Genomic DNA, 23634 nt, shown 5'->3' with positions numbered 1-23634 from the left:
CCTGCGCCGGGGAAAGCGGTCGCGCCGCGCGTTCCGGGCGGCCCGCAGGCCGCCTGCATCCGGCCCCGACGTGTCGCCCGAAAGGCCGCCAGGCCGCCGGTCCTGATCTTCCGCCGCCCGCTGCCGGGCGGACATTCCGATCATTCGAAATTCATTCCCGATGTCCAATCCGTCTGCCACGTCTTCCCGCATGACTGCGCCCGAACTGCGCGCGACCACGTCGCTCGCGGCGATCTTCGCGCTGCGCATGCTCGGCCTGTTCATGATCATGCCGGTGTTCTCGGTCTACGCGAAAACCATTCCGGGCGGCGACAACGTGCTGCTCGTCGGGGTCGCGCTCGGGGCCTACGGCGTCACGCAGTCGCTGTTCTATATCTTCTACGGCTGGGCGTCCGACAAGTTCGGCCGCAAGCCGGTGATCGCCACGGGCCTCGTGATCTTCGCGCTCGGCAGCTTCGTCGCCGCGTTCGCGCACGACATCACGTGGATCATCGTCGGCCGCGTGATCCAGGGGATGGGCGCCGTGTCGTCGGCGGTGCTCGCGTTCATCGCCGACCTGACCTCCGAGCAGAACCGCACGAAGGCGATGGCGATGGTCGGCGGCTCGATCGGCGTGTCGTTCGCGGTCGCGATCGTCGGCGCGCCGATCGTGTTCCACTGGGTCGGGATGAACGGGCTGTTCGCGATCGTCGGGGTGCTGTCGATCCTCGCGATCGGCGTCGTCCTGTGGATCGTGCCCGACGCGGCGAAGCCCGTGCACGTGCCCGCGCCGTTCGCCGAGGTGCTGCACAACGTCGAGCTGCTGCGCCTGAACTTCGGCGTGCTGGTGCTGCATGCGACGCAGACGGCGCTGTTCCTCGTCGTGCCGCGCCTCTTGGTCGACGGCGGGCTGCCGGTCGCCGCGCACTGGAAGGTCTACTTGCCGGTGATGGGGCTCGCGTTCGTGATGATGGTGCCGGCGATCATCGTCGCGGAAAAACGGGGCAAGATGAAGCCGGTGCTGCTCGGCGGCATTCTGGCTATCCTGATCGGCCAATTGTTGCTCGGCAGCGCACCGCATACCATTCTGATTGTGGCGGCGATCCTGTTCGTGTACTTCCTCGGGTTCAACATCCTGGAAGCGTCGCAGCCGTCGCTCGTGTCGAAGCTCGCGCCGGGTTCGCGCAAGGGCGCGGCCACGGGCGTCTACAACACCACGCAGTCGATCGGGCTTGCGCTCGGCGGCATCGTGGGCGGCTGGCTGCTGAAGCACGGCGGCGCGAACACGGTGTTCTACACGTGTTCTGGGCTCGTTGCCGCGTGGCTTATAATCGCGGCCAGCATGAAAGCGCCGCCGCGCAAGGCCTGAACCTGATTGCCGGGCAGGCACCGGCGGCGTTCGCCGGCTCGCCCGGCGGGCCGCGCCGACGCTTTCGCGGGCGGCCCCGCATCGAATTTACTGGAGAAACACATGGCATCCGTCAACAAGGTCATCCTCGTCGGCAACCTCGGCGCCGATCCTGAAGTCCGTTACCTGCCGAGCGGCGACGCGGTTGCGAACATCCGTCTCGCGACGACCGACCGCTACAAGGACAAGGCAAGCGGCGATTTCAAGGAAATGACCGAGTGGCATCGCGTCGCGTTCTTCGGCCGTCTGGCGGAAATCGTCAGCGAATACCTGAAGAAGGGTTCGTCGGTCTATATCGAAGGCCGCATCCGCACGCGCAAGTGGCAGGGCCAGGACGGCCAGGACCGTTACTCGACCGAAATCGTCGCCGAACAGATGCAGATGCTCGGCGGCCGCGGCGGTGCGGGCGGCGGCGGTGGCGGCGGTGACGAAGGCGGTTATGGCGGCGGCTACGGTGGTGGCGGCGGCGGTCGCGGCGAGCAGGCGGAGCGCGGCGGTGGCGGCGGCGGTCGTGCCAGCGGCGCAGCGCGTGGCGGTGCGGGTGGCGGCGCGCAGAGCCGTCCGAGCGCGCCGGCAGGCGGTGGCTTCGACGAGATGGACGACGATATCCCGTTCTAGCCGGAACGTTGTCGCCTAGTGTAAGGATAGACCCGAATTTTCGAGCTAAATCAGTGATTTAGCTTGGATCTTCGGGTCTTTTTTTGTTTACACATTTTTCAGTCTAGGCGGAACGTGCCCGGACGGTAAAAAATGGGTTCCGTTCGTTGGATGGGGCCCATCGTGATCAGATATGCAGTTCGTGAAGTTCGCCTTGAGAACGGCGAGCGCTTCCCTCTCTTGGTGTCTGGAGACCCGGTTGGGCTGCCGGTGCCGGAGATTCTGGAATACACCCTCGCTAAACTACGGGCGCGTGGGCTTCGACGTGCGAGCATTCGTCACCGGACCGAAGCGCTCGGCCTAGCGCTGCAATTTCTCTCGGATCATCGTATCGACCTTGTCCTTCGAGCGAGTGATCAAATTTTCTTGTCCTTGAATGAGTTGGTCGCGCTGGCCGATCGGTGCCGAACACCCATGGGAAAGCTTGCTGCCAGCCTAGTGGTCGGTTCCGCATATGCCGCAGTTCGTTACGCAACAGCAATTGATTACATGCTTTGGGTGTTCGAACCGGTCATAGCTCGTATTTCTGATGCGCCAGCCAGACACGCAGCGAACGTAGCGTTGCAGAGATTCCTTGCTCGTTCTCGCTCAGTCTCCCCGCGTTCGCGCGGCCGTGGTTCTCATCTTGACGGAGAACGCCATGGTCTTCGAGAAGACCAGCGGAAGCTATTCCTCAAAGTCATTCGCCCAGAAGATCCGGGAAATCCATTTGGCTTAAAGGTTAGAACGAGAAATTATGCTCTATTGCTGACTGCGTTTAAGTTGGGCACTCGCTCTGGAGAGGTTCGCGGCCTGAAGAAAAGCGATCTCAATCTTGACTGTGTGCCGACCGAACTAACGATTCTGCCCCGCTATCACGACGTCGACGATAAGAGGAGCGATCCCGCTTCAGCGAAAACTCTGGGACGTTTGTTGTACGTCGACGCGGAATTGGCCGATGCCCTAGAGCGTTGGTTGGGTGATAGGAGCAACAGAGCACGTTGGCCGCGAGCTCATCGTAATCCCTACGTCTTCGTAAACAGATATGGCGATGCAATGGAGGGGCGAGGCTATCGAAAAATCATCGAAACGCTGAGGCGCCGATATCCCGAGTTAAGGGCGTTGTGCCATCACGTTCTGCGGCACGATTGGAACGACCGCTGGGTGGCGGCGACGGAGCAAGATGGCGTTGACTTCGAGAAAGCACAACAAGAGCAGAAATATGCGATGGGTTGGTCGCATCAGTCGGATATGCCTTTGCGATATGGTCGACAAGCAATTGCTTCTGCTGCAAACAGGAGAATTCTCAATCTTCAGCAACGCTCGGAGAACAGCAATGAGTAGGCGCGCAGTGGTCAAGCAAGAGCGTGGCGAACAAGCGAGCCCAACTGATGGCATTTTTGTGGTTGTCAGCTACAACAAAGTCCGTGTCGACGTTAGCAAAGACATTTGGCCACTCGCACTGGATATATCCCTGGACTGGCGCTCCTTTCCCGAAGTGGGAACGAGTCTATATTCATCGTTGCATTCATTCTTGGTGCAGTCGGTAAGGACTCTCGCGCCCAAGACTGTTATGAGCTATTTCGCGGGACTCCGCCATTGCATACTAGCGGCAATGGCGCTGGGAATCGATGTTTCGTCTCCCCAAAATTTTGATGTCGCCTTTGTTGATAGGCTCCGCTTTTATATCAATGACAACGTCGGTGAGGCAAGCGTGTTCTGGGTACTCCACGCGTATCGGAGATGGTATCAATGGTGCTCGGACGCAGGTCTCGAAGGGTTCAATGCAACGGTTTCCGATGGGTTGGATGCAATAGTTGTTGGTGGAAATCGAAAGGGTGAGGCGGTGCTGTCTCACGATCCCGCTCAGGGCCCACTGCATCCGACTGAATTTGATCGACTTTTCCTTGCTGTTCGCGACGCGACGATCAATCGGCTGTTGCCAGACGCGGATCTTGCCGTCGCGTGGCTCTTTATGTCGTTCGGATGTAATCCGAGAAATCTACAGCTCCTCAACGATGAGGACTTGCTACGAACACTGATGTCCGATGGAACAGTGAGGTACGAACTGAGGATTCCACGGATAAAGAAGCAAGGTGTTGGAGTGCGGGAGCAATTCAGGACTCGTCCTCTACGACAAGAGATCGGTGAACTACTCGAGCGTATTGTAAAGAAGAATGCAGGCGCTAAGTCTGTTGTCATGTTGGGTGGTGTATCGTTCGCACCCGCATTATTCCGCCTAGACGAACCACAGCGAATCAGTGCGAATGTTCCGGACCTCGTGGCTGATTCGATACGCTGGAGCGTCCAAGCATTTCGCGAGGCGCTACGTCGAGTCGCGAGTCAATTGGACCTGTGTTCCCGCGATGGCTCTCGTTTGAATCTGACGCCTCGCAGGCTCCGCTACACATTTGCGACACGCTTGGTTCAGGACGGTGCATCGCAAGTTCTCCTCGCCGACGCGCTCGACCATACGGATCTTCAGCAGGTCATGGTCTATTACAACGCCCGTGCTGACGTTGTCGTCAAGTTGGATCGTGCAATGGCGATCAAACTCGCTCCGTGGGCTCAAGCCTTTATGGGAACCCTCGTGAGAACGGAATCACGCGCAACCCGTGGCCACGATCCGGCGAGCCGAATTCGACATTTCGACTCGAGAACTGGCCGTCTCGATGGTGTCGGGACATGTGGAAGTTTTGGATTCTGCGGGCTCGCCGCACCCATCGCCTGCTATACCTGCACCAAATTTCAACCGTGGCTGGACGGGCCACACGAGCTTGTACTGGAGGCATTGCTCGCTGACCGTGATGCGCATTTGCGGCAAGGTGCCGATCCCAAGATGACGCAGGCGCGAGATTTGACGATAACGGCAGTCGCAGACGTGATCAGGCGATGCGAGGAGATGAAGCGTGGTGAGTAAGCGGAAAAACGAGAGGATCGCGCATGCTGCGGAGCGATCGGCGCTAGAAAACTTTGATACCTTCGTCACGAGGATGATGCAGTTAAATCCATTCGGCATTCCTAACTGGGGCGATATTTGTTGGAGGTCGAGGGCAGGTCTGCGTTCGTCGGCGGGTAAAGAAGAGCGAATTTGGTTTTCGAGCGACTTCGTAGCGAAGTCGATGCAAGCCAATGCAAGGCCATTTCGAAATGCATACGGCGATCTACTGCGCGCAATCGTCTGCATTCGAGAATTTGGACGGAAGAACCCGCGTGCCGTCTCGGATCACATGGTCACTGTTCGTGCGTTTCGATATCTGTACAACGTGGCCGAAAGTCGTGCGGAGCATCCCGTCGATTTGAAGCGCCTGGACTTCGATGCTGCGGCGGACGCTTGTCGTCGTGAAGCGGCAAGTTCGTCGTACCGAGTGGGTTGCCGGCTCCAAGAGATCGCACGCATCATGGATCGGGAATATCTCGCGACTACGCGCTTGAACTGGGTGAACCCTATTCCGCGAGACGCGCTATCTGGGGGGAGCAAGTCCAGTCGTATCAGTAGTGATTTTTTTGAGCGTCGTGCAAGTAAGTTGCCGAGCGAGGGGGCGTTGGACGCATTGGCGGAGATATCAAATCGCACGGACCTTTGTCCTCAAGATCTGTTGCGACAACGAGCCGTGGAACTCCTCATATGTGGCGGGTTTCGATGCAACGAACTGCTCATGTTGCCGCGAGACGTTTGGATTGAGGAGCCGGCGGTAGATCCGTTGGGGACACCACTGACGAACGATCAGGGAATGCCAATTCTTAGATGCGGCTTGCGGTATATGCCGGAAAAGGGGGGGCACACGGTAGCGCAAGTTAAGTGGTTGCCGTCCGCGCTCGTGGACGTCGCTCGTCGCGCTGTTGAAGACATTTTGCAAGTTACCGCTCCGTTTTCAATGGTCGCGGCCTACCTGAAGCAGAATCCAGAGGGGACTCTGCTACCAGATGCATGGCACGACGTGGAGGGTGACTCGCTATTGAGTATGAGTGATGTTTCCAAACTTGTCGGGCTATCTAGAGGTGACAGAACGTCTGGGCTTTCATTTGTCAGGGTTGCACGTATTCCTACAGTCACGGTTGAGCATCGGAAGCAGCAGGTTCTAAAAGTTCGTAAGCGAGACGTAGAGGCCCAACTGCGAAGACGTTCGCTACCCTCAACGATTTCGTATGGTGCCGGACGAACGTGCTATCTGCACGATCGACTTTTCCTGATCGGAGTCAATTTTGTTGGCACACAACGCTCGTTACTAAATGGAACAGTTGGGCTTCTAACACAAGGGCAACTAGCAGATTATTTGTGTGACCGCGGCGGTGAGCGATCCATCTTTTCTCGGCTCGGTTACAGAGATCAAGCGGGTGGCAAGCTACGCGTTGCGACTCATCAATTTCGCCATTGGTTGAACACGTTGGCTCAGGAAGGCGGTCTGTCGCAAATCGAGATTAGTCGATGGATGGGGCGCCGCCGCGTTGCGGAGAATGCGGCATACGATCACCAAACGGGATTTGAGTTGGCGGATCGCATCCGCGGTCGCTTGAGTAGCGGGGAGGTGCAGGGGCCCGTTGGAACGACGGTCCGTCGCATACGCGAACCCGTGAGGCGCGAGGAATTCGTTCGATCGATGATCGCTTCTGCTCATGTAACCGACGTCGGGATGTGTATCCGCGATTTGTCAGCGCTTCCGTGCGATCACCATCGGTCATGCATGACTTGTACAGACCATCTCATTGAAAAAGGAAACACGGCGCAGCGGACGCGAGCTGAGTCGTTGCTGAGAGAGTCGCAGCAGATTCTGGCGCTCGCCGAGGATGAGTGTGCAGATGAAAGCTATGGTGCGAGCAACTGGGTTGAATACCACAAACTGGTTGTCCGCCGCGCTGCTGCGGTCCTGGATTTGCATAGCGATGATGGAATTCCTGACGGGACGTTGATGCAACTTCCCGGCGCGGGCGCTCAATCAAAATGAGAAATCGAGACCTGAACGACGTGCGAAAGTACCGCCGGCTCACTGACGAACAAGCGAAGCTGGTGGCGCTACTGATCGACGAATGGCCTAAGGACCGACCATTCACGTGGAGCGAGATCGTCAAAGTTGCTTCGGCGCGTCTTGGCGTCCGCTGGACACGTCAGACTCTCGAGAAACGCGAATGCATAAAGCTTTCGTATCTACGTTTGTCTTCGGAGCGGAGGGGCGCTGGCCGACAGGATGGCGCTACGCCGAAGCGCAACAGGACGACGGAAGTGGAGCGTCGAATCGCGAACCTCAAGGATGAGAACGCGCGCTTACGTGAACGCCTAAATGAGTACGATCGTCGATTGATCCGGTACGTCGCCAATGCTCTTGCGCTCGGTATTAGTGAGACCCAGTTGAACGAGCCGTTGCGCCCGATTCTCGAGCCGCACGCGAGACGACGGAAGCTGAAGATCGTTCCGTGAGTTAGAGGGCTGGCTTGTCTCCGGCAGCACTCACAGCCCGGCCGCGACCAGCAAATCCGATGGGCGGCATGAAAGAGCGCGCGCGATCTTCACCAAGTTCAGAAGAGTTACGTTTCGCTCGCCACGTTCAATTTTTCCCATGTGGCTTCGGTCGATGTTGGCGATGTTCGCGAGCGCTTCCTGTGAGATGTCGAGTTCGATCCGACGAGCGCGGATAGACCTCCCCACTGCTCCGAGGTGTGCCTCCGTGTCGGTTCGACCAGATACCCTTTCCATCAAACTATGGTCGAGGTATCATGCCCGATTGGCCACGGCATTTACGACCCAATTTGGCGTAACTGGCTAGCTAGGCAAGGAGTTGGGCATTTGATGGCACAGGCAGCAGGTGATGAATTTTCGAGAGTACGGTCTGCTGTAGCGGATGTGCGAATCGAGCTGGTCCGCTTCGAGCAAATGCTCGATTCGTTCGAGTCAGGGGAGGGGGCGGTTTCGCCCGGCTACCTCGATCTGATTAGTACCCTCATGCTGAGGGGTACAGTTGATGTTTGGTACCACGGCGAATACATTGCTGTTCCGTTTCATCGGCTTCCTGAATGGTTTAGAGACCCAACGGCCATCGCGGCCGAGCATTACCGGATCAGCGAAGCTACGTTTCGGCGGTGGGCCGATCAGGAATCCGATGGCGGTGTCGGTGTAATATCGCTACCGTGCAATCATCGCAACTGTCGGCAGACACGGACATTGACCTTCTACGATCCGTGCGAGATGCAAGTTGCGGAATCCAAAGCAACCTCTGGAATTTGGTATTGTCATCACCATCGGGTGTCAGCGTGGCAGACAGAGGAAGCTCTTGGCGATGAGCACATGGGGATCCTTCGGCGCGTACACAACACACCTGGTTGTACCCGACAACGGCTCGGAGCAAAGAAGGGCGATACGGACTTCCTCATTTCGGTTGGGTTGCTGTCAGAAAAACTGCCTGGAACAGACGGGAATGGTCGCGCGCTCGCTTTTCACTTAACAGACGAGGGGCAAAGGGTCGCCGTCGAACGGTCTGTGCAATGAGGGATCGCCTGCGCCGTACTCTGCCCGATCCCCCGTGATATTTGGTGATGCTGGGTCGACCGGCCATACTCCGTGCGAGGATTCAGGCGCATACGTCGGAGGAACGACTTTTTGGAAGGGATTGACGCTGCGCAGTGTTCAGCTTTGGATCGGGCATAGGCGCACGACCTGAGTCAAAAACTAATGCGAGGTGTATATGTTCATCACTAGGAGCGGCGACAGCAGGGACTCGCAACCATTGGGTTCATATCCGTCAGGCATTTCCCATGCAGTCATAGAAATGCTTGCCACTCAGGTACAGAACATGGTCGAAGTATCCGGGAATCCGGACGGTTTCGACGTGCAGTCGTGGCTATTCGACTGGCTTCATTCACCAGTTCCAGCTCTCGGCGGCCAGCGCCCAGTAGACTGCCTTCACACTCCCGAGGGCATAGATCTGATCTCGAGACTGCTGGCGAGTGCCCAAACCGGGACTTACTGGTAGGCCTTTCAACGGCCTGTAGCGTTACGATTCCATCTCGGACTGGAAATTTGGACCCTTCCGCAGACGGCGTAATGCCCTATATCGAGTGAATGCAAGCGTGACGCCTATGAACCAAGGGGACCCATCCATCTGGACCGGATTCTCCCTCCTCTCTGATAGGCAGAGCCAGGGTAAGCGACCAGCCAACCCATCTTGACGAGCGAGTTTAGGCGGCGGTCGAGAGAGGCTGCCAGCGATGCGGCAGCAGCGCGTCGATGTCGTTGGCCTTGTGGGTCGGCAAGCGTGCGAGGACGTCCTTCAGATAGGCGAGTGGATCGAGCCCGTTCAGTTGCGCCGATCGAATCAAGCTCATGATGGCGGCCGCGCGCTGACCCGCACGCAGTGATCCGGCGAACAACCAATTGGACCGACCGACTGCCCACGGTCGGATCTGGTTTTCGACCCAGTTGTTGTCGATCGGCACATTCCCGTCATCGAGATAGCGCGTGAGTGCGTCCCATCGTTTCAGGCTGTAGTTCCAGCGCCTTCGCAATCGCCGAGCCCTTCGCAACGAGTTTGCGCTGCGCCATCAACCATTTATAGAGGGCGTCGCACACCGGCTTGGCCCGACGCTGTCGAAGCCGCTGCCGTTCGTCGACATCCAGTGCTGCGGCCTCGCGTTCGATGTCGTAGAGCGCGGTAAAGAACGACAGGGCCTGCCCCGCAACATGGCTGCTGTGGTTGGCATGCAATTCAAAGAACTTGCGTCGAGCATGGGCCGCGCATCCGATCTCGGTGATGCCGTGCTGGAACGAGGCCTTGTACCCGCTGTAGTCGTCGCATACCAGTTTGCCGTGCCAGCCCGTCAGGAACGTGCGAGCGTGCGCACCGGCGCGGCTCTCGGCGAAGTCGTAGACCACCGCGCGCAGTTCGCTGAACTGAGTCGACGTATACGCCCACAGGTATGCCCGGTGCGTTTTGCCCTTGCCGGGACTGAGCATTTGCACCGGCGTCTCGTCGTCGTGCAACACCGCCTGTTGCCGGATGGCCTGGCCGAGTGCGTCGACCAACAGCTGCAACTGCACGCCACACCGGCCCGCCCAGGCACCCAGCGTGGATCTCGGGATGGCCAGTCCCGCACGACCAAAGATCTGTTCCTGGCGATACAGGGGCAGGTGGTCGCCGTACTTGTCCACCTATTGGGACTCCCGCAACGAGCGGGTGTCCAACCTCCCGGTGCAGTGAGGAGATCGCAACCGACCTTGTCGATGGAGCGAAGGAAGAGACGACTTATAATTTCGTCCTCTGCGAGGCATCGAGCTTTGCCCACCTGTTCATGCAACACACCACATGCATCTCAAGTCATCCGGCCAGATTGTCCGTGTCAGCACACGAGAGTCTCTGTTAAAGCGCAGGCTACGCCGGCATCTTGCTAACCTTGGGTTCAGCCGAGCGCAGAATGGCGATTTGACCGCTCCGGGAGTGACCAAGGAGGTAATCCGCCGACTGCATGCGCCGCAGAGACGAGAAATTCTAAAAGGGCAGAAGGAGTTCATCGCGAGAAAGCTGCCTAAGTTGCAAGACTACTTTGCATCAGGTGGCGACGTTTCGGTAGGCCGCGTCGAGCCGAGGATCGAGCGTGTGGCCAGCGGTACTTGGCAGGCGGATCTCTTCCGATTGGCTTCCCTCACTTGGTCGGTGCCCGTATCGAGTGGTTTTGGGCGAAGATTGCGGTACCTTGTATGGGATGACAGCAACGGAAAGCTGATCGGTATCTTCGCAATCGGTGACCCGGTTTTCAACCTTTCTGCCAGGGACAATCATATCGGGTGGGGCGGAGCAGACCGAGTGAATCGCCTTGTTAACATCATGGACGCCTACGTGCTAGGTGCAGTGCCACCCTACAACATGGTTCTCGGGGGAAAGCTCGTAGCGTGCCTCGTGCGTAGTAGGGACGTCTATGAGGAGTTCGCTGCTGTCTACGGGAACTCACGCGGTATTATCTCGAATGAGTTGAAAAAACCGAAACTTCTTGCAGTGACAACGTCATCCTCTATGGGACGATCCTCCGTATACAATCGTCTCAAACTGGCCGGAGTTCCCTATTTTCAAAGCCTCGGATACAGCGGAGGATGGGGCCATTTCCATGTCCCGGATAACCTGTTTGTTGATTTGCGAGAGTACTTGAGGGATATGGGGCATCCGTACGCGGATACGCATGAGTACGGGGACGGGCCGAACTGGCGAATTCGGATGATTCGCGCAGCCCTTTCTGAGCTCGGATTCAAGAGGGATGTCTTGAGGCACGGTATTCAGAGAGAGGTCTTCATTTCATATCTTGCTGACAATGCGGTTACACTCTTACAAACTGGCAAGGGTAGACCACAATTGGAAACGCTGCGGTCGGTCGCTGAGATCGGGGATCTCGCACTGGACCGCTGGATGATACGTCGCGCAGAAACTCGGCAAGAATTTAGCGAGTGGTCTGTCGAAATGCTTCCGCAGTTGATAAAAGCATCGTATTCGCAAGGTAGGTGATTGCTGTATCGATGGCGCTCAAAGTAGACGTCAGGTGTGCCCTGTGGAAACTTGACGGATGTTTTCCAGGAGGGGATTTTGCGAGAGGCCCTGAACCGTGCAACGGGACGGTATGTCGATGCGGAGGACGCGTCTGATGCGCCGTGGCTCTTTGTTTGTCCAGAGTGCCGGGCGCCAGTATCCCTGCGGGCTGGTGGCTCAAAGCGTCCGTACTTCGCACACATGCCTGGTAGAAGCGGCAGAGATTGCGATCTATATGTTGAAGGCGTGGCGTATGGAGCAGGCGTTACTGCTGTCGACTTCCGCGACGGCAATAGGGTTTGGGAAATATCGCTCTGTTTGCGCCTTGCGGACACGCGTGTGTCACAAGGTTGGGGCCTAGAGTTGATGGTTCCGACTGCCGGCTTACCAGGATTGGAAATCGGTGTAGACGTGGGCGGAAGAACAGAACTCGTTCGTTGCATTAGCGACAGTGAGTTCTTTAAAAGTGTCATTGCCGAACCACAGTCCAAGAGCTACGAGATTGTATCGGTCTCCTCAAACCATACAACCATCGCAACACATCTGCGGCGCACGTGCTTGGGCCTAGCTGCTGACAGGGCTACTGTGTTCGGTGAAATGGACCGTCCGGGAAGTCAGCTTGCAGTGCGGGCTAACGAGCTTAGAATTGGTCGCACCTACGCTTTCGTTTGGCCCTCCACTATTACGCCCACGTTTCCCGAGGAATTGGAGCGAGTACCATTGAGGTCCCGTTCCGGCTGGGATGCGACGTTAGTTACCCTATCTCATCCACTTCAGTCTGAAGTCCAGGCGTGGATACAGCGGTTCACGGGATTAACGTTGTCTGTGTCCTTGCCCGAGATCGTGCCTGTTTGGCCGCCTCTGCTACGGAAAGTCACCGGAAATTTCTTAGAGGCGACACAAAACTCGGCAATTAGTTTTTTTGTGGGGCGCTTATTACCATCTGGAACGATAGGCGCGGGCGCATTGTTTGCGCGCTCATCGAAGGCTGAGGACGTCGGCGCTGGTGCGGTGAATATCAGTGAGCCATTTTTTTGTCTAAGTTCCAGCGATGATCAATTTGTAGAACTAACCTGCCAGAATCCTGAGCGAGCTCAGTTGGTAGTTGATTTCACATTGCGGAATGAATATTCGGTAACAGCCGCGGTCGAAATCGTCGGCACGGATGCGCACGGCGCGGTTAAGGTTATCGGGCTGCATAATCAAATCGCAACCGATTGGATTTGTGACATCCGTCAAGGAGATGCTGAGCTATCCTACCTTTCACTTCCTCCTCATGTAAGCGGAGTGCTATATACAGGTCAAGATGGACTGTGGGAAGAGCAATTGAAACTCCGAGGAACCGGGCCGACAGCACCACATGATAATAGAGCGAGATTGCTGGGCACAGGGTCAAGCGAGAAGCTGAGGAAAATCATTTCCAATAAGCATATCAGTGTGCTGTTGGATTTTGGGGCATTTGGCCGGGTTCATTCTGAGGGGGTGCTTTCGAAAGCGGAGCCACGATCTGTCAAACTTTCCGGGGATCTTAGGGCACGCTTGCTAGCATATCTGTTCCAAACGCAACAGCGGCTTATACCGCGGCTGAATGCCCGGAATAGCCGAGACTCGGAGATAATCTCCGCCTTCCTGAAAGGGACATCTGGCTCTGCAAACATGGGGACTTGGCGAACCCTGAAAGCAATGCTGGAGACAGAGGTAGGTCGCGCTGACAAGACACAGGGGTTGAGAACGCAATGAAGTTCACATACAGCGAGAGCGCACAACAACGAGTGGCTCTGCAAGGCGTGACCTCCATCAACACATTTGTCGGGGAGGTAGCTAGCGCGACGAGACAGAAGATTTTCGGCGCTTTGCCCGTGATACCCGGCTTTCGAAAGGGCCCAGCTCTTCTGAAGAAGCAGAGCGAGCGGCTGATTCACACGCTGGGTCATGTACATGAAGGAAGCTCTCGCGCCACGCGAAATTACTGGTCGGCATTTGGTGCCATATGGGCCTCATGGGGAAATGAAAGATTCCCACAAGGATTTCCAGAAGGGCCGTTTGATTTTGCGGATGCGTCGGAAGACGACGCCATCGAATTCGTACGGAAGCTCGTTGATAACGAACCCGCGGGCTGCGCGCGTGAAGACGTAGAGCGGCTCGTCTTGTTTAGCGGTTTGCCGACAAGCGATGCTTTATCCGTCTTCATTAGTCGCTTGCCATTGAAGGAGACCATCAAGAGAGACCGTGCTCTCGCAAGATTGCCGGATGACGTGGAGGAAATTCGAAGCCGCTTGGCAGATGTTGGGCAGAGTGTTGCGACGCTGGGCAGCGAGATTCGCGCCAACCGTGCTGACTCTGTAAGTACTGTACGCCTTGCTCAGCGTGCCTTTGACTCCTCGGAAGAGGCGCAACACAAGCTTGTGGAAGTTGAAAAACGCGCAGCGTCTTTTCAGAAAGAAATATCAACTCTTTCGGAGAAGATTGCTGCACAGTCTCAACAGATCAACACTGCTCTAAAGGCGCGCTTTGATTCCTGGAGCACCTCTGAGAGCGATCTGCGCGCTGGGTATCAATCACTGCGCAGAAGCGTTAGTGAACTTGCTGACGAACTTGCTGCAGTGAAGGAGAGTGTCGCTAGAGCAAGTGAAGAACACGAGGCAGTTGTCGGGTCTCTACGATCCAAAATCGACAGCGTCGCGAAGTTGCCGGTCGAATCGGGGCCGTTTTCTCTAACCGGGAATGGTCATGCATTTCCTAGGCTCGTGCGATGGCTAGGCACGCGTAGCGATATAGAGCCTACGCGAGTCGAGGAGATCGATGCATTCTTCGAACTTGCAATCGAGAATCTCACTGCTTCAGGAGTTCGTCAGACGGATGCCGACGGCGCCGCTCGGGCGATAGTTGGAGCGACATTAGCTGGTCAGCTACTTCAGTGCAGTGGCTCGCTTGCGGACGTACTCGGTACGGCAGTTGCCGTAAGTGTTGGCGGCGACAAAACGCTGTCCTGGGACGTGCCGCTTGGGTTGTGCAACGGGTGTGATATCGACTCGGTATTGCAGATGGCAACGGAAGGGGCGGCGCAAGCGATAGTCTTGAAAGGCGTAAACAGATCCGCGTTCGAGATATACGGCGCCGCTATTCGCGATGTCATTGTGCGTCGCCAGCTAGCGCCAATTACCGAGGGTGCGAATCTAGTCGCAACTTGGGCAGAGGGGCCAGCTACCTTACCGGGAGGTTGTGCGTTGATTGAACTTGGTCCGCTCGTTGATACCGATAACTTGGCATGGGGCAGCGTTGCTTCCCAAAGCCGATTGAAACCTGGGCAACTCATGTTAGGCGAGCGCGATACTAAGGAGGTCCGCGCTACGTTTGGAGATGAGCTAGCGGAGATACACCACCTGGTGGACTCGTTAGGCCTTCCCTCTAATCGTCTATGGCGGATGGCCTTTTCGCGTTTTTGCGGATTCCTGTTCACGCTTCCCGATGCCACTTTCGATAACAGCGTGTCCGTTGCCCTGAATACATGGGCCATTCCCTGGGCCAAAGCAAAGGGGGCTGGAAGGGACAAGCTTGAGGAGGCAATTAAGAGCTATGCACCTGAACAACTGAAAGTGCCATCTGTTCGGAATGCCCTGAGTGAATTGACCTCCGAGGTATTGGCATGATGCTGGAGTCGCTTTCTCGCTACCACACCATAGGTCTGATAGAGAGGGAGCTTGGGTCGGCTAGCGGTGAGGACGCTACTAGGCTCGGTGCGATAAGTGAGCACGTTCGAGCGGCAATTTATCTGGAGAGTCATCCTGCGGATCAAAAGCAGACAGTTCCCGTTTTGACCTCGACGATTACGCGAACCGTTAAGCAGCGTCTCTCTCCTCTCTGGCCGGACCTTGCGTACGGCGAGCTCGCGAGCGAACTAGTTCTGCAAGAAGTCCGCCATTTGGCAAAGCTAGGAGAGGTCATGAAGGTAGCTTCCTCGCATTGGATCCCCGCACCGGCTCGCACCATCAAGGTCGACGACGATACGCGGATTCTTATCGATTCGTCTCCGCTCTCGATACTGCCGTTTCGCTTGCGGAAGGCCTCTCAAGTTGTTGGTCGAGCAAGGCTGATTGATACACGGAGGATCGATCCGACCGCACTGCCGCCGCTGCAAGGCGCGACTGAATGGCTGCGATGTCCGCATGCACACGTACGGGTTTGGTCAAAAGCGTTCGTGGAAAGAGCTGCGACGAAGTTGTTGCCGGTGGAAGATTTTGAAGACGTCGACGTCTTCGTTGACGGGAGATGGCGACACCTGCAAGCGCTGAATGACAAGCGGATGGACATCCAACTGTATCGACGCAAGCTCTCGATTTACGGCAATCACGCGAGCGAATATGGGCTATGTCGTTTGCGGACGAAGAGCGACGGACATTTAAGGGTCGTTGCGAGTCTAGCGATAGACAAGAATGACGCCAGGCGACTGTGTGGCAGCATGACGTTGACGGAAGGTCGCCCACAGATAGTGAAGTTTCATCGCATCGCCGATTTGGCGGTACTTCACTTGCCGAGGTCGCTGCCCGCTCCGGAGAGCACTTTTCTGAGCTTAGGATGGACGTCCGCGGAGCAAACGTCTGCTGATTGGCCGAAGCGCATTGTCTTTTCAGGACGCTTGGTGCCATTGTTGAGCAATGCACTCGAACTATTGGGCTACACGTTGGTTGAACAGGTCAGAGGGGGGGCAGCGACAGATGAAAAATGACGAGAATGGCAAACGTTATGGTGTCCACGATACAGTTTCGGGCCTGCATGAAGGTCTACAACTGTATATCGAAGCCCAGTATCACATACGAGATGAAGGATTGGTGGCCGAACGCAAGGCGTTGCTCCAATTACCTCAAGTGATCGCCCAGAAGGCTTTTGTCGAGGCAACGCCGGTATACGCGTTTTGGCATCCTTATGAAAAGCTCGCTATCCCACACCGGGCAAAGAAGGCACTGACCGATATAGCATCCGTTCCCGATAATAGTGGGCTATATCCAAAACCGTACAAGCATCAAGCTGACGCACTCGAGTCGTTCTTTGGGGACGAGCGCAAGGACTTGGTGGTCGCCACAGGCACGGGGTCCGGCAAGACTGAAAGCTTCCTCATGCCTATTGTTGCGACGCTGGCCATAGAAAGTGAGGAACGGATAGCAACTCGCTCGCTACCTGGATGCAGAGCGATTTTGCTTTACCCGATGAACGCGCTGGTAAACGATCAAGTCGCGCGGATACGCCGTCTGCTAGGTAACACTCGGGTCAGTAAAATAGTCAGCGAGGGTAGAGATCGCCCAGTTCGCTTTGGTAGCTATACCGGCCGGACCCCCTATCCCGGACCGCGCAGTAGTGGCCGCGACAGTTCCCACATTGCTCCACTGTTCGAAGACTTTTATAACCGGGTCGAACAGAAGCAGGATCTGAAGGCGCAATTGCAACGCCTTGGACGATGGCCCAGCAAAGATCTTGCACGCTTCTATAACGCCGAGGCCGCAGAGAAGAAGGTCTATAAGAGCGGTGCCAAGAGGGCAGGTAAGGAATATATCGAACGGAATTGGAAGTACCGTTTGATTACGCAGCAGGATGACCGAGAGCTAATGACTCGGCATGAAATGCAGAAAGAGTGTCCGGATATCCTCGTCACGAACTATTCGATGCTTGAGTACATGCCAGAGCAAAGCGCGTGTCTTCGACTTCTACACGCACCGAGATTGTGGCGCTGCATTCATTACTGGCTGGGTCGATGAAGACGTGGACTTCGTCTGGCACGAGCCAGAGACGGTGGATTCGAAAAACCGAAACAGAAAGCTTTTCCCCATCGAAATGTCGGTGGATGCGAAGGCACATTCGTCCAGTCGTTACTCCGATGCGTGGTTGCATTTCGAAACCGGTCGACTCGTGAGGACGCCCCCGTCAAACATGCACGGATTTCGATACGTTCGCATCCCGGCTAAGGACGTACACGTCAAGGGCGAACTTACGTTTGACGAATGCCCCGTATGCTGTCGTAAGACGAGGAGGACTTCGACAGACTCATCGAAGGTAATGGACCACGTGACGAAGGGCGAGGCCCCGTTCGCAACGCTGGTTCGGGCCCAGATGTTCCATCAGCCGCCAAGTCGCGAGAAATCGAGAACATTCCCTAATGAAGGAAGAAAGGTACTCGTTTTTTCGGATGGGCGGCAGAAGGCGGCACGCCTTGCGAGAGATATGCCGCGCGACATGGAGCTGGATCTGTTCCGCCAAGCAGTAGCTGTAGCGGCGAAATTGTTGTCCGACGCAGGGCTTGAGACGAAGCCTACAACGACGGCGCTCTATATCGCGTTTTTGGCTGCACTGGCACAAAACAATGTCTCGATGTTTGACGGCGTGGATGCTGATACGCTCGACCAGCACATCACGGCACTGCGTCGTGACTATGGAGGCAGTCTCCAAGAAGCGTTGAGCGACCACTGGCCAGCGGGCGAACCACCTTGGCGTTACCGGCTCGCGTTACTTAAGTTGCTGTGTAGTAGCTACTATTCGTTGAGTGGCACAACGATTGGCTTCATTGAGCCAGCCAAGCTTGCTTGGAATCGCCTAAGAGAGCATATCGGGAGCCAGGGTGTGAGGCTGAGCGATGCTCAACTTCGAGCGCTCGCAGTTGCCTGGATAGATGAGATGTTGGACGACTTCGCGTTCGAGCCACAATTCAATGATGCTCTAAGGGAGAAGGCGAGCGGTTTTTCGAGGCTACATTGGGGCAGCAGAGGCCAATTTAGTGTTCAATTCAGGCGCGCTCTCGTTGGAAGTTTGGGTTTGGGCGAGCCAGCCGTCAGCACTGTTGAAGAAGCGTTCCGATCGATTTTTTCAGTTAACAAGGAAGGCTTCTTTCTGAGCCCAAACGTCCTCAAGCTAACGATCGACCTTGCGCACAGATGGGTGCAATGCGACGAATGCACCGGCCTGATGCCGCTGGAGTTCGATGGTGCCTGCCTGCAGTGCGGTTCACACGAAATTCGGTCTCTCGACCCGGAAACCGACCCGTACCTTAAGGCACGAAAGTCCTTTTGGCGCTTGCCGGTGGCTGCAGCTCTGGGACCAGATGCTCCCCTCAGCAATATGTCTGTTGAGGAGCACACCGCGCAGTTGTCGAACAGAGACTATCGCAACGTCCACTCCACGACTGAGCTCCACGAACTACGCTTCCAGGACATTCTTCTCAAGGATAAGGATCGACCAGTAGACGTGCTGAGTTGCACGACGACTATGGAAGTGGGTATCGACATCGGGTCACTTGTTGCAGTGGCTCTGAGAAACGTGCCACCACAACGTGAGAACTATCAACAACGGGCGGGTCGCGCGGGGCGTCGTGGAGCTTCCGTGTCGTCGGTTGTAGCTTTCTCCCAAAATGGTCCGCATGACAGTTACTACTTTCTGAACCCTGCACACATGGTTGCCGGGCCGCCACGCAATCCAGAATTGAAGGTCGAGAATCCGAAGATAGCTATACGACACGTACACGCATATCTTCTCCAAACTTTCTTCCAGGGTCCTACCGTTGAGCACGCGAACGCTGGTGCTGGCAGTGCAATCTTGCAGAAGGCGCTGGGGAGGACACGTGACTTCTTCGACGGGCGTGGAGAAGGCGCCAATCTCGAGACGTTCTCGACATGGATGAACGACAATGTTTTTTCACCCCCCCATCATCACGCACGAGTAGTTGCTAGTTGGCTCCCAACCGGCCTGGGCAACGAGCATAGCGTGCTTATGGACTGGGTCATCGACATTGCCCAGAAGCTCCTGGAAAAATTGACGGATCTCGCCGGTAAGCTTGAGTCCGTTTCATCTGCAACTGTTGAAACAGAACAGTTGAACGATGGTGGCGACCTCGACGAGGATGACGCCATAGGTGAAATGGGAAGTGGCGAGATTGAGAAGGAAGACCTTCTTGAATTTCTTTTCTTCCACCAACTGCTACCGACATATGCTTTCCCAACCAGCTTGTCCAGTTTTCTGGTCGAAGAGTGGAAGAGAAATGAGAGGGGTTATCTAGAAATCAAACTGGAACAGCAGCCGCAACAATCTACCGCCCAGGCTCTGAGCGAGTATGCGCCTGGGCGTCTCGTTGTCATCAACAAGAAGACATACCGGTCTGGTGGAGTTTTCGCTAGCGCACCCGCACCTGACGGGAATAGAGCAACAAAGCTGTTTGCGCCGGAGAATGCCAAACGACTTGTGATTTGTGAAGCTTGTTCGTTTGTCCAGGATCCGTATTCGAATGCGGGAGCGAAGTCGCTGACGACCTGCCCGGTATGTGAGGGGCCACTCAAGAGCAGGTTGATGATAGAGCCGGAAGTGTTTGGTCCAGAGAATGCGCGCGCGCTTTCGGAGGAGGATCGCGACCAAGAGTTCACCTACGCGACGATGGCCCAATATCCGCAGCCGACAGACGTCGAGACGTTCGATTTTGAGCAGGAGGGCCCCTATCTACGATATGCCCATGCAACGGACAAGCGGTTGCTGACATTGAATAAAGGCAAGGCAGTGCAAAGGGAGGGGCACGGGTTCTCGGTATGCATGAAGTGCGGGTGTGCCGAAGTTTACGACGCCGAAAAGCCGAAGTCTGGAAACCACACTCGCCCGTATCTAGTGAGTGGTAAGACCATCGCGCGGCAGTGCGACGGCCAGTTCACCCGCACATTCCTCGGATATAGTTTTTCGACGGACCTGCTTCTGGTCCGCCTGAAAATCGCACCGCCGCTCATTACAGACGTTGGTGTGTCGGCAGGGGTGCAAATTCTTGAAAGCGCTGCACATAGCTTGGCGGAGGCCCTGCGGCTTGCGGCGAGCAGACATCGACAATTGGACCTTGACCCGACCGAATTCGGATCTGGGCATCGGATCCTTCCAATGGATGCAGATGGGAATGTTTCCATGGACGTCTATCTCTATGACACGTTGTCGGGCGGTGCCGGGTACGCCGAGCTTGCGGCAAAGTATTTCGACGAGATTGTCAGAGAGACGCTTTCGCTATTGGAAGGCTGCGATTGTGACACTTCATGCACAGATTGCTTGGACCACTTCCATAATCAGCATCTGAAAGTACAGCTCAACCGTAACTTGGCTGCAGCTCTTCTTCGTTATGGCCTGTTCGGAACGCTGCCCAAGAGCGCCGCTCCCCTCGAACAAGCACAGCAGTTAAGTCCTCTGGCAAGCTATTTGATGCTAGACGGTATCGAGAGCGAATTCGGCTTAGTGGTCGCGGGGCAAACGGTGCCGCTTGTCGCAAAGTTGAACGCGAAGACGGTGGCAATCAACTTGTATCCCAGTTTACTTGCCGGACCGGACATCGAGTTCAATAACAGCGCTTTCGGGGCGGTGTATCAACTAACAGAACTGGAGCTGAGGCGCGATTTGCCCGCGGTTCATGCAGAGATTCGTAAGCGGCTTGCATAAGCAATATCTCAAACAATTGCTGCTTCCTTTTAATGAACAAGAGAACAGCGGTTTGCTTTCGGGGGATAAAAGCAAATGATTCGGAAGTTCGATCCAGACACCAACCCATACGCGGACGATTTGCTACGGCTAAGCCTTGTGCCACCAGGACGCTACTCGGATGTCGAGCGCCTTACTCTCGCTAGAATTATCGCAAGTAAATTATATAAGGTTTCGTTAGTGGAACCTTATTACACCGATTGGGGGTTCAGTACCTGGGTGAGCGAAATCCATGATCGCAACTTTGTAGAGATCGATGTCCTCTTCGATTTCGACGTGATGGCGTTCGGAACGTCATTCTCGTCTGAACGCTACAACGGCATCAAGAGCGCGCTCATTGTCTTGAGTGCAGGCACCCACGGCGTGGTGGAGTTATTCAACGGTGTGCCAAATCATTCGACTATTGAGCATGTGTGGCATGCCATCGAGCAAATGCATGCTGGCGAAAACGGTGGCACATCAAACGAGTTTGGTGCAATTTCGCATCGCAGTGACGATGAAGTCGCAGGTGACTACGTCGGCGATACAGGCGCCGGCCGCCGTGGAAACGGGGCCGGGGGCGGCGATGGCGGCCAGGGCGGAGGTGATGTTCCGAACGGCATACCGGGCAGCGGTGGTGTCGGCGAGTTGATCAATCATCCGGTGCTTTTCACCATCGAACGACGCATCTTCGATGCCATCCTGGAGCAGGTCTGATGTCCAAACTCAATACACCAGAAGATGCTTTGCCGCTGCTCGCTTACAAGATTGCGCCACGGCAGTTCGACATCAGCTACCGATTTTCCAATATCAGTCTGCGAGATCAGATCGTACGGGCGCAAATGCTGGTACGGACACTTCTCGAGACAGGGCTCGTTCGAGCGAAAGCCGACGGGGAGCGAGGAGATTTTCAGCTTTTGATATGTGGGGCCGGTGCGGCCGGACTTGCGGCCGCTAAGGAAGCCGACGCGCACAACATCAGCTTCGTTCTTGTCGAAAAAGGCAGATCGGTTCCCGGTGGCGTGTTACGTAGCAAGGCAACACGATATGTTAGTACTGCGATGTATGAATGGCCGCATCCGAACCACAACCAGCACGTCTATCCTTTGTCGGATCCCAAATTACTCGGAGTCGACGGTCCTCCGTGCCCCACGCTGACCTTGCCATTCGATGAGCCCGTGCTGATCCAAGATTTCGGCGACGAGATGAAGTCCGTTCTCAGGTCGGATATACGCAAGTGGAAAAAGAACTCCACCGAGTTTCGGAATGGGAATTTCCCTGTTAAGCATAGCCTTCTTGTCGCCAGAGCTGAAATATCTGGTCAAAGTAAACAAGATCTCAAGAAGATGCTCGATGGAAAGGTGAGTGTCCATGGTGTCCCATTACGCGATCAGTCGCTGCCCGATATTTTTTTGGAATCCTTGTCGGGGGCAACGATTCCGAATCCAATCCGATTTAAGTACGTGATCTATGCTGTTGGATTTGCACAGGAGGCTAAGACATATGCTGGAGACAAGAAGCCCTACAAGGGGTTCAAATACACGCCATTCTGGCGACCAGATCGTGTCTTTGAATCGAAGCTAGGCTTCACTGCTACACCTAAGGTGGGCATTCTGGGATCTGGCGATGGAGCCCTCCAGGATGCGTTGCGGTGTCTGGTAAAAAAGGACTGGCAACATCCACTCGACATCTGGAACGGATTGATGCTGTGCGACCAGAATGGACAGAGTTGTCTCCAGGATTCGCCCCATGTTCATGAGGCAATGGCAAAGGTAGCGGCGGTCGATGGTTACACCACGAATGGCGCCATCTGGAGCCACCAGACACATGTCTTCGAATCGCTGGACAAAGCATTTGAAGACATCATCGACGATCTGATCAAACTAGAAGGATTGAAGCTCCAGCATGCAGTCGATTCGATGGCACGAGACGACGTGAAAAATGTCACCATCGTGACTCAGTTCGGATACTTTTCAAAGGCATACGCTCTCAATCGATTTCTTGTTATATTGTTTCTAAAGTTGCTAAGAAATTCAAATAAGAAAGGTATTGTGAAATTAGAAGTAATTTCCGGAAAAGTGATCGAATTTGAGAAGGTTGGCGGTAATTTACAAGGCGCACACATCCGAATCGAGCAAGCGCCAGGCGATGTCACTACGAGAGCGTGTGATTTGGTCCTCATTCGTGGAGGACTCGACAAAAGCTATCCCCCTTTGCAACATGTCGGTCTAAGCGGCATGGACACCGGGCGCGCCGGATTGGGGCGCATCCCACCGCCGATTAGGCCAATCGCGATCTTTAAGGGAGAAGAGATCTCGTCGGATCCGAAGTCGTCTTGAACTCGTGATTTCGAAGGAACGGTAGGCGCTGGTCACCACGATCGTGCCGATCCGTATCGGTAGCGAAGAGCGAAGCTGCTGCACTCGGCGTCTTTTTCGACAGTGCTCCGAGGTAATGAGCCCCGATCTTCGATGCCGCGATGCGAAATCTTACTTCGCGACAAGTTTTGTGACGGAAAACTGGACAAGTGACGGAAGCCAAAAAACATAGCGGTGTTGAGGTGTCGCCAGAAGTCATTGGAACCATTTTTGAATCAATTCGATGAATTGTTGCGGAACATATGGTTGGCCGAACTTGAAGTGAGGCTGA

General features: G+C 55.6%; 17 protein-coding genes and 1 pseudogene. 16 read left to right on the top strand and 2 right to left on the bottom strand.

Annotated features, from left to right (window positions below):
* Nucleotides 1-160 precede the first annotated feature (160 nt).
* From HWW87_RS24775 to HWW87_RS24750, 6 genes are all read left to right on the top strand, one after another.
* Entirely contained in the window at nucleotides 161-1348 is a 1188-nt protein-coding gene (locus HWW87_RS24775; protein ID WP_174432220.1) for an MFS transporter, read from the top strand.
* Between the two features lie 102 nt (nucleotides 1349-1450).
* Nucleotides 1451-2005 (top strand): single-stranded DNA-binding protein, encoded by a 555-nt coding sequence (locus HWW87_RS24770; RefSeq protein ID WP_174391234.1) that lies wholly within the window; start codon nucleotides 1451-1453, stop codon nucleotides 2003-2005.
* A gap of 132 nt (nucleotides 2006-2137) precedes the next feature.
* The gene (locus HWW87_RS24765; protein ID WP_175822527.1) at nucleotides 2138-3367 is read left to right on the top strand and encodes a site-specific integrase; all 1230 of its coding nucleotides are present in this window, start codon (nucleotides 2138-2140) and stop codon (nucleotides 3365-3367) included.
* Nucleotides 3288-4943 carry a site-specific integrase gene (locus HWW87_RS24760; RefSeq protein ID WP_175822526.1) on the top strand — a complete coding sequence of 552 codons (1656 nt, stop codon included), beginning with the start codon at nucleotides 3288-3290 and terminating at the stop codon, nucleotides 4941-4943. Before HWW87_RS24765 ends, HWW87_RS24760 begins: the two co-directional genes overlap by 80 nt.
* On the top strand, nucleotides 4933-6969 hold the full coding sequence (locus tag HWW87_RS24755; RefSeq protein ID WP_175822525.1) for a hypothetical protein: 2037 nt from the start codon (nucleotides 4933-4935) through the stop codon (nucleotides 6967-6969). The genes HWW87_RS24760 and HWW87_RS24755 overlap by 11 nt, the downstream gene beginning before the upstream one ends.
* 20 nt (nucleotides 6970-6989) lie before the next feature.
* Entirely contained in the window at nucleotides 6990-7439 is a 450-nt protein-coding gene (locus HWW87_RS24750; RefSeq protein ID WP_175822524.1) for a hypothetical protein, read from the top strand.
* A 30-nt stretch (nucleotides 7440-7469) separates the two neighbouring features.
* On the opposite strand, the gene HWW87_RS24745 is transcribed toward HWW87_RS24750, so the two are convergent.
* On the bottom strand, nucleotides 7470-7715 hold the full coding sequence (locus HWW87_RS24745) for a helix-turn-helix transcriptional regulator (RefSeq protein ID WP_175822523.1): 246 nt from the start codon (nucleotides 7713-7715) through the stop codon (nucleotides 7470-7472).
* A gap of 93 nt (nucleotides 7716-7808) precedes the next feature.
* Between HWW87_RS24745 and HWW87_RS24740 the strand changes: the two genes are divergently transcribed.
* Nucleotides 7809-8504 (top strand): hypothetical protein, encoded by a 696-nt coding sequence (locus HWW87_RS24740; RefSeq protein WP_175822522.1) that lies wholly within the window; start codon nucleotides 7809-7811, stop codon nucleotides 8502-8504.
* 196 nt (nucleotides 8505-8700) lie between these two features.
* The gene (locus HWW87_RS37580; RefSeq protein WP_175822521.1) at nucleotides 8701-8988 is read left to right on the top strand and encodes an MbcA/ParS/Xre antitoxin family protein; all 288 of its coding nucleotides are present in this window, start codon (nucleotides 8701-8703) and stop codon (nucleotides 8986-8988) included.
* A gap of 205 nt (nucleotides 8989-9193) precedes the next feature.
* Here HWW87_RS37580 and HWW87_RS24730 read toward each other — a convergent pair.
* Nucleotides 9194-10163: pseudogene (locus HWW87_RS24730) on the bottom strand (IS66 family transposase); the annotation flags it as partial.
* 286 nt (nucleotides 10164-10449) lie between these two features.
* Between HWW87_RS24730 and HWW87_RS24725 the strand changes: the two are divergent.
* The 8 genes from HWW87_RS24725 to HWW87_RS24695 all read left to right on the top strand — a co-directional run bounded on the left by HWW87_RS24725 (nucleotide 10450) and on the right by HWW87_RS24695 (nucleotide 23324).
* A complete protein-coding gene (locus tag HWW87_RS24725) occupies nucleotides 10450-11505 on the top strand; it encodes a Druantia anti-phage system protein DruA (RefSeq protein ID WP_244107329.1) in 1056 nt (351 codons plus the stop codon).
* Between the two features lie 360 nt (nucleotides 11506-11865).
* On the top strand, nucleotides 11866-13266 hold the full coding sequence (locus tag HWW87_RS24720; protein WP_175822519.1) for a hypothetical protein: 1401 nt from the start codon (nucleotides 11866-11868) through the stop codon (nucleotides 13264-13266).
* Nucleotides 13263-15176, top strand: coding sequence for a hypothetical protein (locus HWW87_RS24715; RefSeq protein ID WP_175822518.1), 1914 nt, complete (start codon nucleotides 13263-13265; stop codon nucleotides 15174-15176). The genes HWW87_RS24720 and HWW87_RS24715 overlap by 4 nt, the downstream gene beginning before the upstream one ends.
* Nucleotides 15177-15469: 293 nt before the next feature.
* Nucleotides 15470-16252 carry a hypothetical protein gene (locus tag HWW87_RS24710; protein ID WP_175822517.1) on the top strand — a complete coding sequence of 261 codons (783 nt, stop codon included), beginning with the start codon at nucleotides 15470-15472 and terminating at the stop codon, nucleotides 16250-16252.
* Nucleotides 16242-17276, top strand: coding sequence for a DEAD/DEAH box helicase (locus tag HWW87_RS37010; protein WP_208449964.1), 1035 nt, complete (start codon nucleotides 16242-16244; stop codon nucleotides 17274-17276). Before HWW87_RS24710 ends, HWW87_RS37010 begins: the two co-directional genes overlap by 11 nt.
* Before the next feature lie 352 nt (nucleotides 17277-17628).
* Nucleotides 17629-20967 (top strand): DUF1998 domain-containing protein, encoded by a 3339-nt coding sequence (locus HWW87_RS24705; protein WP_208449963.1) that lies wholly within the window; start codon nucleotides 17629-17631, stop codon nucleotides 20965-20967.
* Between the two features lie 75 nt (nucleotides 20968-21042).
* Complete coding sequence (locus tag HWW87_RS24700) at nucleotides 21043-21702, top strand: hypothetical protein (RefSeq protein ID WP_175822516.1); 660 nt, start codon at nucleotides 21043-21045, stop codon at nucleotides 21700-21702.
* Nucleotides 21702-23324 (top strand): NAD(P)-binding protein, encoded by a 1623-nt coding sequence (locus HWW87_RS24695; protein WP_175822515.1) that lies wholly within the window; start codon nucleotides 21702-21704, stop codon nucleotides 23322-23324. The genes HWW87_RS24700 and HWW87_RS24695 overlap by 1 nt, the downstream gene beginning before the upstream one ends.
* Nucleotides 23325-23634: the final 310 nt, after the last annotated feature.

This window comes from Burkholderia sp. BCC0419 (genome assembly GCF_902830285.1).
GTDB lineage: Bacteria > Pseudomonadota > Gammaproteobacteria > Burkholderiales > Burkholderiaceae > Burkholderia.
This window is presented reverse-complemented; position numbering and strand designations above follow the sequence as displayed.

Bases quoted from the DNA above. Each gene is read 5' to 3' on its own strand.
- HWW87_RS24775 (WP_174432220.1), top strand. From the start codon at position 161: ATGTCCAATCCGTCTGCCACGTCTTCCCGCATGACTGCGCCCGAACTG.
- HWW87_RS24770 (WP_174391234.1), top strand. From the start codon at position 1,451: ATGGCATCCGTCAACAAGGTCATCCTCGTCGGCAACCTCGGCGCCGAT.
- HWW87_RS24765 (WP_175822527.1), top strand. From the start codon at position 2,138: ATGGGTTCCGTTCGTTGGATGGGGCCCATCGTGATCAGATATGCAGTT.
- HWW87_RS24760 (WP_175822526.1), top strand. From the start codon at position 3,288: ATGGTCGACAAGCAATTGCTTCTGCTGCAAACAGGAGAATTCTCAATC.
- HWW87_RS24745 (WP_175822523.1), bottom strand. From the start codon at position 7,715: ATGGAAAGGGTATCTGGTCGAACCGACACGGAGGCACACCTCGGAGCA.
- HWW87_RS24740 (WP_175822522.1), top strand. From the start codon at position 7,809: ATGGCACAGGCAGCAGGTGATGAATTTTCGAGAGTACGGTCTGCTGTA.
- HWW87_RS37580 (WP_175822521.1), top strand. From the start codon at position 8,701: ATGTTCATCACTAGGAGCGGCGACAGCAGGGACTCGCAACCATTGGGT.
- HWW87_RS24715 (WP_175822518.1), top strand. From the start codon at position 13,263: ATGAAGTTCACATACAGCGAGAGCGCACAACAACGAGTGGCTCTGCAA.
- HWW87_RS24710 (WP_175822517.1), top strand. From the start codon at position 15,470: ATGAAGGTAGCTTCCTCGCATTGGATCCCCGCACCGGCTCGCACCATC.
- HWW87_RS37010 (WP_208449964.1), top strand. From the start codon at position 16,242: ATGAAAAATGACGAGAATGGCAAACGTTATGGTGTCCACGATACAGTT.
- HWW87_RS24705 (WP_208449963.1), top strand. From the start codon at position 17,629: ATGTTCCATCAGCCGCCAAGTCGCGAGAAATCGAGAACATTCCCTAAT.
- HWW87_RS24700 (WP_175822516.1), top strand. From the start codon at position 21,043: ATGATTCGGAAGTTCGATCCAGACACCAACCCATACGCGGACGATTTG.
- HWW87_RS24695 (WP_175822515.1), top strand. From the start codon at position 21,702: ATGTCCAAACTCAATACACCAGAAGATGCTTTGCCGCTGCTCGCTTAC.